Source organism: Methylovorus glucosotrophus (genome assembly GCF_009858335.1).
GTDB classification, from domain to species: Bacteria; Pseudomonadota; Gammaproteobacteria; order Burkholderiales; family Methylophilaceae; genus Methylovorus; species Methylovorus glucosotrophus.
The window spans coordinates 879,575-893,310 of sequence record NZ_VMSE01000001.1; the positions used below are offsets into that span (position 1 = coordinate 879,575).

12 protein-coding genes are annotated in these 13,736 nt (G+C 51.5%); 4 read left to right on the forward strand and 8 right to left on the reverse strand.

Translation table 11 applies throughout. The annotated features are described in order from the left end of the window. Window positions 1–107 precede the first annotated feature (107 nt). Genes FNL37_RS04160 through FNL37_RS04170 form a run of 3 tightly spaced genes read right to left on the reverse strand, consistent with a single transcriptional unit; the run spans window position 108 to window position 5,060 of the window. Window positions 108–959 (reverse strand): DUF6671 family protein, encoded by an 852-nt coding sequence (locus FNL37_RS04160; RefSeq protein ID WP_159355230.1) that lies wholly within the window; start codon window positions 957–959, stop codon window positions 108–110. Continuing rightward, window positions 959–3,490 (reverse strand): YbcC family protein, encoded by a 2,532-nt coding sequence (locus FNL37_RS04165; RefSeq protein WP_244948277.1) that lies wholly within the window; start codon window positions 3,488–3,490, stop codon window positions 959–961. The genes FNL37_RS04160 and FNL37_RS04165 overlap by 1 nt, the downstream gene beginning before the upstream one ends. Window positions 3,491–3,506: 16 nt before the next feature. Further along, complete coding sequence (locus FNL37_RS04170) at window positions 3,507–5,060, reverse strand: NADH-quinone oxidoreductase subunit L (RefSeq protein ID WP_159355232.1); 1,554 nt, start codon at window positions 5,058–5,060, stop codon at window positions 3,507–3,509. Between the two features lie 97 nt (window positions 5,061–5,157). Here FNL37_RS04170 and FNL37_RS04175 point away from each other — a divergent pair, with 97 nt between their 5' ends. After that, window positions 5,158–6,060 (forward strand): LysR family transcriptional regulator, encoded by a 903-nt coding sequence (locus FNL37_RS04175; RefSeq protein ID WP_159355233.1) that lies wholly within the window; start codon window positions 5,158–5,160, stop codon window positions 6,058–6,060. Between the two features lie 155 nt (window positions 6,061–6,215). Here the strand turns inward: FNL37_RS04175 and FNL37_RS04180 are convergent, their stop codons facing one another. From FNL37_RS04180 to FNL37_RS04195, 4 genes are all read right to left on the reverse strand, one after another. Next, window positions 6,216–6,929, reverse strand: a complete 714-nt coding sequence (locus tag FNL37_RS04180; protein ID WP_159355234.1) for a HEPN domain-containing protein — start codon at window positions 6,927–6,929, stop codon at window positions 6,216–6,218. A 59-nt stretch (window positions 6,930–6,988) separates the two neighbouring features. Next, entirely contained in the window at window positions 6,989–7,444 is a 456-nt protein-coding gene (locus FNL37_RS04185; protein WP_159355235.1) for a hypothetical protein, read from the reverse strand. A 648-nt stretch (window positions 7,445–8,092) separates the two neighbouring features. Beyond that, window positions 8,093–8,917 carry a hypothetical protein gene (locus tag FNL37_RS04190; RefSeq protein ID WP_159355236.1) on the reverse strand — a complete coding sequence of 275 codons (825 nt, stop codon included), beginning with the start codon at window positions 8,915–8,917 and terminating at the stop codon, window positions 8,093–8,095. 9 nt (window positions 8,918–8,926) lie between these two features. Continuing rightward, window positions 8,927–9,433, reverse strand: a complete 507-nt coding sequence (locus tag FNL37_RS04195; protein WP_159355237.1) for a Panacea domain-containing protein — start codon at window positions 9,431–9,433, stop codon at window positions 8,927–8,929. A 582-nt stretch (window positions 9,434–10,015) separates the two neighbouring features. On the opposite strand from FNL37_RS04195, the gene dcm reads away from it, so the two are divergent. From dcm to FNL37_RS04210, 3 genes are read left to right on the forward strand one after another with little or no spacing between them, the layout of a single operon-like run. Next, a complete protein-coding gene (gene dcm / locus FNL37_RS04200; protein ID WP_159355238.1) occupies window positions 10,016–11,278 on the forward strand; it encodes a DNA (cytosine-5-)-methyltransferase in 1,263 nt (420 codons plus the stop codon). Further along, complete coding sequence (locus tag FNL37_RS04205) at window positions 11,275–11,721, forward strand: very short patch repair endonuclease (protein WP_159355239.1); 447 nt, start codon at window positions 11,275–11,277, stop codon at window positions 11,719–11,721. The genes dcm and FNL37_RS04205 overlap by 4 nt, the downstream gene beginning before the upstream one ends. A gap of 38 nt (window positions 11,722–11,759) precedes the next feature. Further along, a complete protein-coding gene (locus FNL37_RS04210; RefSeq protein WP_211371940.1) occupies window positions 11,760–12,950 on the forward strand; it encodes a type II restriction endonuclease in 1,191 nt (396 codons plus the stop codon). 38 nt (window positions 12,951–12,988) lie between these two features. Here FNL37_RS04210 and FNL37_RS04215 read toward each other — a convergent pair whose 3' ends face one another. Beyond that, complete coding sequence (locus FNL37_RS04215) at window positions 12,989–13,645, reverse strand: hypothetical protein (protein ID WP_159355240.1); 657 nt, start codon at window positions 13,643–13,645, stop codon at window positions 12,989–12,991. Between the last annotated feature and the right edge of the window lie 91 nt (window positions 13,646–13,736).

The following is a 13,736-nucleotide window of genomic DNA, read 5'->3' on the forward strand; positions in this document are numbered from 1 at the left end:
GCTTTATCGAATGGTAAGCATGAATTTTAGCTGCTAATGGATAACTCGACAGGCGGGCTGACAATTATCGGCTGCATTCACGTGTTCACTAGCCAGCCAAAAGTACCCTAGGGATTGCAGTACGCACAATGCGCCGGATCAGCCAGCGAGCGCTCTGCCAGGGGGATGATGTCCCGATGATCACAGCGCAGGCAGGCCCAAACCTCGCTATGCGCGAGTGAAGTCGGCCATCGGCAGGCTGCACACGGCAACCCCGGCAGGTGCTCGCTGATCCAGAAGCCGGGCGTATCGCACGCCGGGCATAGGGATTGCAGGCGGCGCAGCAGATCGGCTGTCGCTTCCTGTATGCGTTGCATGCGGGTCGGGTTGGCAAAGGCGCGCAGGTCGCGCTCGACAAATACCTGGCCGCTGGCAGATTGCGCCAGGCAGTGCTCAAAGCCTTGTTGCAGGCTCGCCCAGTCTGTAATGGATTTGTAGATGCGGGGATCATCCTGACTATCGGGCCGCAATACCAAATGCTGTTCGGGAAAGCCTTCGCGCTCGGCAAAGGTGGCGATGTCCTGCCAATGGCCGCTCAGTATGTGTCCCTTGCGATCCGCGCCCTGTGCGATGCCTGTCACTTCAATGTCCAGCTCGTCGTCTATCCAGGTCACCAGCTCCACATTCCACGGCAGCATGCCGGAAAACGGATCAGCAGCGAAACTGCCTTCACTGGCGATGCCAAGTTTAGTGCCCGCCAGCTCCATGCCTTTGCGCGCTTTTTGTCTTGCCGCTTGCAGTTGGGTGCCTGGGCGCGGCGTTTCGCGGGTAAAGGTGCCCAGCTGGTCGGTATCAAACCCCGTGACCAGTTCGATGCGGCATCCCAGCGCGGGCTCCAGCATGGGGGCGATCACCTTTTCCTTGCCGTGCTGGGTGAGCAGGGCTACACGACATCCGTCATAACGCGATCGCCCTGCCATCAAGCCTGTTCCAGCTCCACTTCGCACCACGTGCCATGGTCGTAACGTTGCAGATGCGATGATTCAACATGCCAGAGGTGGAGCCAGCCATTGTCCACCAGCTGCTTCACTACCGCGTGTTTGGCAATGACCGCCTCAATGGCGGCTTGAGGGGCTTCGATCACCACGGTGAGGCGCAAAGGCTCATGTATCCAGCGCTTGCCATCGTGCAGCGATTGCCGCGAAAGGCCTACCCGCAAATCGCCGCCGTTACCTTCAAATACCCCAAGGATGCCACCTACCACGTTGTGCAGCAGCTTGTTGCCACTGCCCAGCCGCTGCGGATCGCACGTGGAGGCGTGGTATTGCCAGTTGATCCAGTGCGTGACCAGCATGGGCGCCGTCATCAAGAGCTCCAGCACGCTACCGTCTGGGTCCTGGCTGGCATCGTAGTCATGCAGAAAACTGCGACCCTCCAGCCCGATGCCCAGGCTGCGTTGCCGTGGCGCGATGATAAAGGCCGCGTTGCCGGCAAGCCCCCATTCGGGGCGGGTTTGGGCGCCATCGTTGGCGCGGCGACGCAATTGCTCCAGCAATGCATCATCTGAAGCTTGCGCATCCAGCTGCAAGCCGGGCGCGCGTTCGCGGCGCACCTGGTCGCCTGCCTGCGCAAACACCTGTTGCAGCTTTTCCCAGCGGGCGCGGGCCTCTTCCGGCAGCAGGTCTAGATCAAACCCCTCTATCTCATCGGTGGTGGTGTTATGCAGCGCCGCGACAAATACCGTGTGCGATGGAACGGCGATGCCTTTTGCCTGCAGGCCATCGCGCACTTCGGGTTCATTCAGCAGCAAGGCCAGGCTGCGCGCGTTGACCTCGCCGGTCTGCCCGCAACATGCACCGCAATCCAGCCCGGCGGCATGGGCATTATTGGCAGACTGGCTGCCATGTCCCACCAGTAGCACCATGGGCGCAAGCTCGCGGGTCAATCCCATGCCTTGCAGCACCCGGGCGGCCAGATCAATCTTGGCTTCCAGCCCCACGCCGATCAGGTGCGGGCGGCAAATGGATTGGTGACGCGCAGGCAAGCCTGCCAGATCATCCCGCGAGCGGGGCTGCAAGCCTGGCCATAGCCACTGGCCGATCTTGCCCAGATAACCCAGGCCTGCCGCTTCCACGAAGGAGAAGGCGGCACCCGGCCAGCGGCTGCCTGCTTTCCACTGATCCGTCACGGCAAAGCGGTATTGCCGGCTGCGGACGGAGGCGCGTTGCAGGGTGGCATCGGCATCGCGTTTTTCCGGCTCAGCGCTGATGATGCTATCGACCACTTCCATCGCGGGTGCCAGCAAGCCAGGCAACTGCGGGCGCCGCGCTTGTGTCGCCAGCGGCGTGTAGGCCACGGGCAGACCAAAGAAACCAGCGAACCCCAGCGTCTGAATGCCCGGCCACGCGGTTTCCAGCGCGCGGCGCAAGGGTTCGCTCCGCACATCAATGCAAAAGGCGGCTTGCACTTCAATGGCTTGCGACCCAGGCGCAGTTTTGCCAGCCGAGATCAGCTTGCCAGCAAGTTCGCGTTGATAACCTATCTCCAGCGCCACTTGCCACACTTCATCCACCAGCAAGGCCCGCTCGGCGGCCAGCAAGAGCAGTGGCGCATGTTCCCAGGCGCGTTGCAATGTCACAAAAGCCTGATCATTGGCCTTGTCATCCTTGCATTCCAGCAACAGGGCGCCCCACGCCAGCCGGATCGCCAGCAGTTCGCCCAGGTGGGCATCTTCGCCATTTTCCAGCTTGGCCTGCCAGCCGAGATAGGCGCACCACGAAGCCCAGCCATTCACCGTCAGCAGCACCGATTCCAGATAATCTGCCCATACCGCCTGTGGCAGGCCCAGCCTTTCCAGCACCCAGTGTTCTGCATCCTGGGCGGTGACGGGCAGCGCATCGATGGCTTGACCAATGTGCGGCAGGCCCATCAGCAAGCCGATGCCATGGTCATGCTGCAGGGTCTCGCGCCAGAAGGCATACAAGCCTTGCGTGCGCTCCGGGTGCCAATCCGCCTGATGCTCATCAAAATACGCGGCGCAGGTCTGGCTCACCTGATGCGTAATCGCTTGCCGCCATGACAAGCGGGTATGGCGATTTGGGTCGTTATCCAGCACGTCAATCAGCAGGGGCAAATGTTCCAGTGCTGGCTCGCTGTGCATTGCCGCGATGCAATCGCCGGGGCTAAGGCCCGCCGCTTGCGCCTCGGGCAGCTGCTGCAGCGCCTGCGCCAGGTCAGCCGCGCTAATGCGCCCCTCATCCCAGGCTTGCCGTTGCAAGTTGCGCGGCGGGAACACCTGAATCCCCCCCAGCACTGCCATGCGGGCAGCCACTTTTCTCACCGGCATGCCGATGCGCGACCAATGGGGGTTAACGGCAATGGCGCGGTCCAGCGGCCAGGTGGGCGCGATAGCCTGGCAAGCCTGTTCGCAGGCCTGGGCAATCTGCGTATGCAATATGTCTTTGTCGGCTTTGGCTTTTGAGGTGCTCGGCTGCGCGACTGCTGTATTCATCATGGTTTCCTCCGTGTTAGCGTGAGACATCAGTGATTGCCTCCTGCTTGATATGGGTGCCCGCATGCGGTATCCACCGGGTGGGCCAGAGCTGCAAGGCCAGGCGCGTGTAGGCCTCGTCGACATAAAAGCCGGCATAACTCCACCGCCGCCAGCGGGAGAGCAGGTGCGGCCAGCGCTGCAACATGGCCTGGCAGAGATACAAGGTGGCCATGCCAGTGAGCGCGATCAGCCCCAGCAACGGGTGCGGCGCATTATGCAAACCCAGGGGCAGGGTATGGGCGAGCATGGCGGCCAAGGCAAGGCCTAATATCATCAATAAGCCAGTCAGCAGCTGACCCGCGCGAAAAGCAAACCCGGCAGGTGCCGCTGGCTGCCAGATCATGGGTGCCCAGGCCAGGCCCAGCACCGCACTCCACCACCATGGCCAGGCCGCATGTGCCGAGAGGCCCGTGGTCAGCTGCACGGCAGAAATTGTCAGCAAGGGCGCCCATAGCAGGCTAAGCGCATTCGGCTTGCTGTCGCCATGCAATGCTTGCAAACGGGTCTGGCGCACAATGCCCGATGCCGAAAGAAACGCATGCGCCTTATAAAGCGAATGCCCCAGCAGATGCAGGGCCGCCAGCGTGTAAAGGCCAAGCGCGCATTCCATCAGCAAAAAGCCCATCTGCGCGACCGTAGACCACGCCAGCCGCACCTTGATGCTGATGCGGGTGAGCATGACCATGCCCGCCAGCACCGCGGTGGCAAGGCCCACTACCAAGAGCAGCAGGCGCGCCGGTGTTGCCTGCTCAAGCAAAGGCGCAAACTGGATCAGCACCACGCCACCAAGATTCACCACCCCGGCATGCAGCAGGGCGGAGACGGGCGTGGGGGCTTCCATCACCTGTATCAGCCAGCCATGCATAGGCAACAAAGCCGTGCGCAGGATAACGGCAAGCACCAGCGCCACGGCGCTGACCTGCAATGCTGGTGATATGGTGTGCTGGCTCAGGTGCGCCATCAGCGCGGAGAGCGAGCCGCTGCCCACTTCCACCCATGCCAGCGCAGCCGCGATGATCAGCATGACATCGGCCAGGCGATCCGCGATGCGTTTTTTATGGGCGGCGAGCAAGGCAAACGGCCGGTCAGGGTAAAAGCACAGCAGTGACTGCAATGCCACACCGACGAAGGCCCAGGCGCCTATCAGCAGCAGCCAGTGATCTGCCAGCACCAGCAGATGCACGGCCGCCAGCACCGCCGCCAGGGCAGCGACATAACGCGCCTGACCGGACTCCCCCTGCAGATAGCGGCTGGAAAACCCGCCAATCACCGTGCCCAGCATTTGCACCAGCGCGGCCATCACCATGCTCAGGCCCGTAGCCTTGATCACGCCCGGCCACAGCATGCCCTGAGAACTCGTGACGATGGCAAGCCCCGTCATCGCCAGCGCGGCAAACGAGCCCACGCGCAATATTCGCCATAATGTGGCATCTGAAAAGCGCCCCAGCCATGCCAGCAGCGCCACTCCAGCCATCAGCACCAGTGGCGCCAATGCACTGACCTTGTATAACACCTGGAAAAATCCCATCCCATAAACCTTCAAAGTTGATGGGGCGTATCATGCTTGACACTGCGTGTTCTGTTAAATACATTGATAAGAACGATTTGATATTAAAAATAAAACAATGAAGCTCGACCAACTCAACTTTCATCATCTGTTGTATTTCTGGCGGGTGGCAAAACTCGGGCACCTCACCCGCGCCGCCGAGGAGCTGCATACCTCGCAATCCGCCGTCTCGGCACAGATTCGCCAATTGGAAGAACGCTTTGGCGATGATCTCTTCACCCGCAAAGGCCGCAAGCTCATCCTCACCGATACCGGGCAGCTCGTGCTTGCCTATGCCGACAATATTTTTGGGCTGGGGGAAGAAATGCTCGGGCGCCTGCAAGGCCGCACCGCCGGGCTAACGCGCCTGCGCGTAGGCAGCGTGGGTACCCTGTCGCGCAACTATCAGGAAAACTGGATACGCCCGCTACTCGCCGACCCTGACGTGGTACTCACCCTGGAGTCTGGCCTGCTGAATGACCTGGTATCCCGCCTGGTGCAACACCAGCTCGATGTGGTGTTGAGTAATGAAACCGTGCCCGCCGACCCGGACCGCCCCATGCACTGCCTGTTTCTGGGCAGCCAATCCATCTCGCTGGTCGGCCCCGCCAGCCGCTGGGCATCGCAGAGTTTGCGCATTCCCGAAGATCTGGATGGCGTGGATATCGCCCTGCCTGGCCCACGCCATGCCCTGCGCGCCCAGTTCGATGCCCTGTGCGCCACCGCAGGCGTCGCCCCCCGGCTAAGAGCCGAGGTGGATGACATGGCCATGCTGCGCCTGATCGCCCGCGATAGCGGATGGCTGACGTTATTGCCTGAAGTGGTAGTACAGGATGAATTACGGGCTGGAGTGCTGGTGACGGTGGGCCACTCAGCGGCATTGCAGGAGCGGTTTTATGCGATTACGACGCCACACCGGCATCGGATTGAGGCGTTGGAGAAATTGCTGGCGGGGAGGCCGGAGTATATGTCCTTAACTTAGGACTTGGTCACGCGGGCATGTTGATACCAAAAAATAATTGCTCCTCAGCTTAATTAAGATTAATTTATCTGGGTAAAAATCTATAAGTATGGCACTGCTAACGTAGTGTTTGATCCGATTCCAGGAAAGTGCGGAATCTGAAATTATTATAATTTTTAAATTTTTTCGTTACCTTTATACATTTGTTTTATTTCATGCCATATCACATCCCAAAGCATTTTTTGGACATCACTTAAAGAGCTGCTATGTTTCGCAGTTAGTCTTGCCGATTTTGCGTGAACAATTTCTCCTCTAAGGCGTAAGACCGTTTGATATTTCATCGCAAGAGCATTGCGATCTGTTCTACCCTTACCCATTAACGCAGCATACCTGTCTGTCAAGCGTTTTGACATTGCATCCATATGGTCTTCTGTTCCAATTAGTGCCTCCAATCCAATACATGCGGCTAAATATGAGAAAGTTTGATTATCAGATTCAATTGAGTCTTGATACCATTCTATCGCTGCAGAAATAGCAGGAAAATCAGGATGCTCTTGATGAGAAAAATATTCTTTAATTGGAGAAAGGCTGGATTTAAATCCCTCTATATACTCTTCATTGGTGGTAGCAGGCTTTGTGGCCCCTATGGCTAACAATGACTGAAGTTTTTTTGAGTCGTCTGGAATGGTTAATTTTGATTCATTAATCTTCATTACACCAAAGGTCTTACTCATCCCATGAGGTAGTGAGATAGGTTCTACACGGCTTGTGGATCTTTCATAAATTTTAAGATCTGCTTTTGACGTTTTTAAACTATATTCTGGATGTGTTATTTTGAAAGCATTGAGTAAAAACGCTAACTGCTTGGTAACAGATAAGGCATACATCATCCCCTTAGAAGAAACCTCGGCGCTTGTATAGCCATCAAAGCTAATTATTACTTCGGAGTTTAGACTGCTTGATCCTTTAAGAAATTTGCTAATGTTTTCTTTTCATCTTGATCAATAATTAAATTTTCAGTGGCTCTAAAATGTATAAAGTCGATAAGTTCAAAATCAAATTTCCCCCATGTTTGAAAGCTCGGAAGATTAATAATTAATTTATAATTTCTTGGTAGGCTTTGAATATAATCTTTAACATATATTTTTAACCAATTTTTATATTTTGGAAGCTCTTCGAGCTTGCTTTCTTTTACATTAATTTTATTTACAATTATTAATTGAAATAACGAATCTACTAATACTTCATGTGCATCATGAGGGTCGAGAATATCTTTTTTTATGGTAGCAATAAAATCTATTAGTTTTTTGGCTTCATCTGTATTTACGGTTTGATACCAAGCAGGAAAAGATAATTGGTTGGCAAATGCCTCACACAGGTTTTCAGTTTTATCGTCCAGACTCATAATTATCACTTCCTATTGCTTGTATTATATGGTTGATTCTAACGCTACCGGCACATTTATCCAATTTCGAAAAATACTTCAAACGTAGATGATTTTTATAAGCAATCATCTCCAGAGATCTCAAATTGTCTCACCTTTACGGAGAAATCTATCCCAAAGGATGAGTAATTTAATTATTAGCTAAGGATTTCTCTGATAATTTTAACGGGAAAATGGGGACGCCCGAGAAGCAGATGATCAATTAATTCTGAATTCTGTTCACCTTAGATAAACAACCTGAGCTTGGGGGCTCATTAACTTTTAGTGGCTCGATTCAAATAGAAAAAGGCCCAGTAACTGTAAGTTACTGGGCCTTTTATAGCTTCATAAGAAGCTGTATTGGTGGTGATGGGGGGATACTCCACCATGCTCAATAAATCATATACTTACCAAATGGAGGTGTTACGCTTGATAAGGCTCAGTGTAACACTGTCCTTTTCATGTTTGAATGATTTAAAGCACATGATTGGGAAAATATGCGATTAATCTGTACTGTTTATTTTTTTAATATATTTAGGAATTAGGTGGTTATGGTTTCGGCGGACTTCTCATCTCGGCATTTGCGTACGAGATTTAAATCAATTTCGTGTTGCGAATAGTGCCTTATTGTCATTCGGCACTACTTTTGAGTACTTCTTGCTTTGCTTTAGCATCATCGAGGCTAACTAGACCTGCTTCGAAAATCTCTACTAATGATGTCACATATCCCTCAGCAACAAGTTCCTTTGCCCATTTTAGCTGTTCCGGATCCTTCATCTGTACCATCAGGATTTCAAATTGTTCAGCATGCTTTATATGACCTTGCGCAAGAGCTAAAACTTTTTGTGCAGCTTCGCAGTCGGTCTCTTTACACTTGGTAATGCTGCTCACAATTTCCTCTCTCAAACTTGTTATTTCACAGCTCAAGGGTGAACAGGGATCAACTCTATAATCGAAAGATCTGGATGGCTGCAAATTGTGTAAAGGGTCTAGAAGTACAATATTGAACACCCATTTCTCATCAAAGAAACCAACAATTCGGCCTTTGCCCATAGATACCTGAAATTGGTGAAGTTCAAATTCTGGATTATCTGCATACTGTTTGGGGATTCCGGGTATATCTTTTTTCTCGATTGGGATTTTTCGTGCGTTCCAGTTAATGGGGTGAAAACGCATATTGTCGCGCATTAAAGGGTCTTTGAAGACTCTTTCGATTGGTTCGGATGAGAGGTGCTTGAATCGCTCAAGCACTGACACCAGCCACTGAGAGTCGATCCCGTTGCCATTGAGTCCAAAGAAGTTAAGCTGAGTCCAGTAGCGTAGAGAGAAATTCCAGAGGGCATCTCGGGGCTCTTTCGTGGCCCGAGTTAACCTTTTGATGCCCTGAACTGAATCATTCGTCGGATGCGCTTGGGCACGAGTTCGGGCAATCCGGTTAACAGCTGCATTAGACATGAAAGTAATTTATTGAGTTGCTTTTGAGTCCTCTTGAAGAAGGGATGCGTAAAAACTCGTCATCAGTTCCTCTTTGATTTCTTTTTCGCAACGATCAAACGGACTCAAGCTCCCTCGAGCTTCTATCCAAGGACGTTCCTCATGCGTCATGTTTTCTAGCTGGTTTCCTGAAAATTCTCCATAGGCCTCAAGAATTTCGTCTATGTGATCTCGGGCCGCGGTAGGTAACAAACTGATATTAAAACCTTCGGTCATGTCTGCACGACTTACTGTAGAAAAGAGAGAGTGTGTGCCTTTGAATCGGTCATATACTTCGCGATTCACAGGACCATGTACCCACGCCTGAAATTTACCTGCGAATAATGGACCGCGGCCGAACGCTAGATGCCATGCTTGCACATAATATAAAAGTTTTTGGAGCTTCAGAATGCTAAGGCTTCCATCTTCATCTGCATGCCGCCCGATGATGTAATCCACAACATCACGGATGGTGGTGGGTGCTTTTGATGCATCCATGTTTTTCTCCAGAGGTTGCCATTACAGGATGGCAGGGTTAAAACGAGATGATATTACCTAATTTCTCAATAACTTACAATAACTTTGAATGCATGAATGTATTGATGTCATGCTAGCTAGCAGTGCGAACGAGGCCCTACTGGCCACCTAATGTTACGTTAAAAATTTGACTGAATCCCCTACTTTTGGTTCGTTCAGATTTATGTTCACGCTTTCTCATCCTTTCTGTAGTGGGTAGGTCTGGGCTGTTAGCTTTAAAAGCTGTGCTTTGCATTCTTGAGACTTACGCTTTTTCGATGTATCTCTCATATCTTTTAAACTGATCTTGAGATTTTGCTTTCAACATCAAGACATATGCAAGAACGGTTATGCCTATGCTTGATAAGGGTATTCGTGCGAGCTAGCAATGTATACACATGCACGCCCGTTAATTAAGAGTAGAGGTGTTTAACCAAGGAGTATGAATGCCTGTCCTGCATCAATTTTACTTGGAAAAATACAATCCGCTGTCGCGAGAGGCGACTATTAAAAGGGAACGAAACAGGTCATAATGTCCGCAAATATTCCCAGAATGAGAATGCGATGTCATCTGCACAGTCCTTTGAGCTTCTTAAGCTAGCCCGCACTCGCTATACCCAGCGAGAGATAGCCGATCGTTTAGGTAGGGATACCAAAACCGTGCGACGTTGGGAAAAAGGCGAAACTCCATGTCCATTATTACTAGAACCAGCATTGCGCAATCTTATGAATACCAATCTCATACCAACGTCCAGTGGTGACGCTCATTTTCGGTTCATTGATTTATTCGCAGGAATAGGAGGAATCCGGTTGGGCTTCGAGGCTCATGGAGGGCAATGCGTTTTTACTAGCGAATGGAACGATTTTTCGAAGAAAACGTATATTGAGAATTTTGGTGATGGTCATCAATTCGTTGGCGACATAGTCCCATACCCCGCAGAAAGCATACCTGATCACGATGTGCTTTTGGGAGGTTTTCCTTGCCAGCCATTTAGTATCGCAGGGGTCAGCAAGAAGAACTCTTTAGGTCGTCCTCATGGCTTTGAATGCACAACACAAGGAACACTGTTCTTCGATGTAGCTCGTATCATCGCGGCAAAACGTCCCAAAGCTTTTCTTCTTGAAAATGTAAAGAACCTGCTTTCGCATGACAAAGGAAACACGTTTGCAGTCATCTTGCAGACGTTGCGTGACGAGCTTGGCTATGAGGTGCATCACCGTGTTATTGATGGCCAGCACTTCACACCTCAGCATCGGGAGCGCATCATTATCGTTGGTTTTAGGGATAAGACAGATTTTTCGTGGGAGGACTTGCAGCTTTCTTCTGAAGGTCCGCGATTGGGCAGCATCCTGCATAAGACTGATGGTAGTGAACCTGTGCTGCCTTGGGATGAGAATAGATTTTTTGATCACGAAAAACAGAAGGTTCAGGCCAAGTACACTTTAACCCCAAAGCTCTGGGCTTACCTTCAGGCTTATGCTGAGAAACATAAGGCTGCAGGAAATGGTTTTGGCTTTGGATTGGCGTACCCCGATAGTGTAACCCGCACCTTATCTGCAAGGTATTACAAGGACGGTTCCGAAATTCTTGTATGGCAGGGCGATAAAATACGCCCTCGCCGGCTTACTCCCCGAGAGTGTGCACGTCTCATGGGCTTTCCGGATAGCTACAGGATCCCAGTAAGTGATACGCAGGCTTATAGGCAGTTTGGTAATAGCGTTGTCATGCCTGTTATGAAGGAGGTGGCGCGTATTATGACGCCTCACATTCACTCCATGATTGAACATGAACAGGTGGGTATATCCCAGCATTCACTATTCGCGTGACAGATATAGTCGATCCAGTAACTCGGAGCCGGATGATGTCCGGTATTCGAGGGGCTAATACAAAACCCGAGCTTCAAATAAGAAAGGCTCTGCATCGGCTGGGTTTTCGTTTTAGGCTGCATGTTCGGAATTTACCGGGGAAGCCAGACATAGTCCTTCCTCGTTATAACGCGGTTGTTTTCGTACATGGTTGTTTCTGGCATGGACATGCTTGCCATCTGTTTAAGCTTCCCGGTACTCGCCAAGATTTTTGGAAAGAAAAGATATTCCGGAACCAGCAAAATGATAAGAAAGCAGCAGATGCTCTGTCAAAGGGGGGCTGGCGAGTAGCCGTGGTCTGGGAGTGTGCTATTAGAGGCTCGGGAAAAGATGTGGCAGCTATAGGGCTGCGGCTGGCCGAATGGATCAGAAGCGAAAAACAAACTATAGAGGTGATGTTATGAAGAGGGGGTATCTATCGCAGTACTTCGAAGGCGTGGCGATGAAGCGGCTTAGTGCTGTTGAAGCCGATGTTATCCGCTCAAATCAGCACGAGTTTAACGGAGTTGAGGGTCTTCGAAGCATGCTTGGCGATCCCCAAGGCAGGCAGCAATTTCCAGCCAAGTTTCTTTACCTTAGTGATCAAGACGATGAGCCAATTGTTGAAGACGGATTCCTTACATGGTATGACGCACGTCAAAAAGCACGCGAGGAAAGAGGGGTTATGCGCTGGGAGTATCGCCTGTATTTTCCTACAAATCTGGTTTCTCAGAGCGCTGCAGAGGGGGACCTGCTCCTTATTGCCAAGCATCCCGACGGCACCTTGCTGGCTATCGTAGCTGAAAAGGGGACAACCATCGAAAGCCAAATTACTTGGCTGTTTGGATTTTCTGATCTTACTCATCCTGGCTTTTCGATCAAGTCTGAGCTGGAAACAGAACAGGACCGTATTGGATTCGCAGCAAGGGTCGTACTTGAGCAGATTGGTGTTGAGCCCGAGGAGGAGGCCCCTAATTATCTCGATCAGATGCTCATGAAGTTCAAAGGTACTTTTCCGAAAACGGTTGATTTCTCCTCTTACGCAAGAAGCACACTAAATGATCTGTCGAGTCGGGATGACCCCGACGCGGCATTAGTCGCTTGGATGGAGCGAGAAGAAATACTTTTCCGTACTCTTGAAAAACATCTGCTAGGGGAGAGGTTAAGACGTCTTACGCAAGACGGAGTAGATGATACTGAGCCTTTTATAAAACTGGTTCAAAGCGCATTGCAACGCCGAAAATCACGAGCAGGCTCAGCGCTTGAGAACCATCTAGAGCAGGTCTTTGCTGATCATGGTGTGACGTATACCCGGACAGGTGTAACCGAGAAGAACCATAAACCAGATTTTATTTTCCCCGGTATTCATCACTATCACAATGCATTGTTTCCGCAAGACCGACTTACCATGCTTGCATCGAAATCCACCTGTAAGGACCGATGGCGTCAGATTCTTAATGAAGCCATACGAACACCCACCAAGCATCTCCTGACTCTGGAGCCTAGCATTAGTGAGAACCAGACCAATGAAATGATTGCGGAGCGTGTGCAGCTAGTATTGCCAAGAGGGTTGCATTCGACCTATAGCAACAAGCAGCAATCTTGGTTAATGGACGTGGCATCATTTACCAGACACGCATTGCATCGCCAATAGCCATTGCTAGAGCTTGGCAAGATGCTGCTGTTGTTTTATTAGTGGGCGCTGCGTGTTTTCCTTCGGTGCATAAAGACGAGTACAGCTCCTAAGACTAGTAGTGGATCACATAAATAACCTAGCGCAGTGCCAAGTAGAGAGCGGCTTTTTATTGCCTCGCGTTCTGCCTCCATGTCCAAGCTCGCAACTAGTACCTGCCGCTGACCCTCGTTAACTGTGTGTTCGTACTCATCCCAATAGGCCATCGGGTACTTGCTACGAAAGTCGAAGCGGCCCTTACCTACATCGTAAGATGGGTCTGCATCCTTTGTTGAGCCTTCCTCTTTAGTAAGCATTCGTAGTGCTGAACGGGTATAGCCGCCGGCTGTGGCCTTGAATGCATCCCATGCTGGCGTCGAGCTGTTGTACCTTACACGCTCCCGCTCTCCTGCACGTTGCTGTTCATCTGTGCGGGCTAATGGAGAGTAGATGCTAGGCAAGGGGGCTGCTGTTACGGTGTCAGGTATAGATATTTCCCCTGCTGCATCTATTTCACGCTGTAACTCCGTGAGGGGCTTTCCGTCTTTTCCAACTGCTGACGGAACAACCAATATGCCGTTAATACTCTCCAGTTGGGTGGGGGGTGCGGTGTCATTTGCAGCTGCGATGTTGACGCCGATAAGTGCCAAAGCGAGAAGTAGGATATAGCGTGGCATCGCAGTTCCAAAAGTATCAAAGAGGACTGATGTTAAGTTTAACTTAACTCATGCGCAAGCCTAAAAGTGTACAAAACTGACTCTTAGTTAA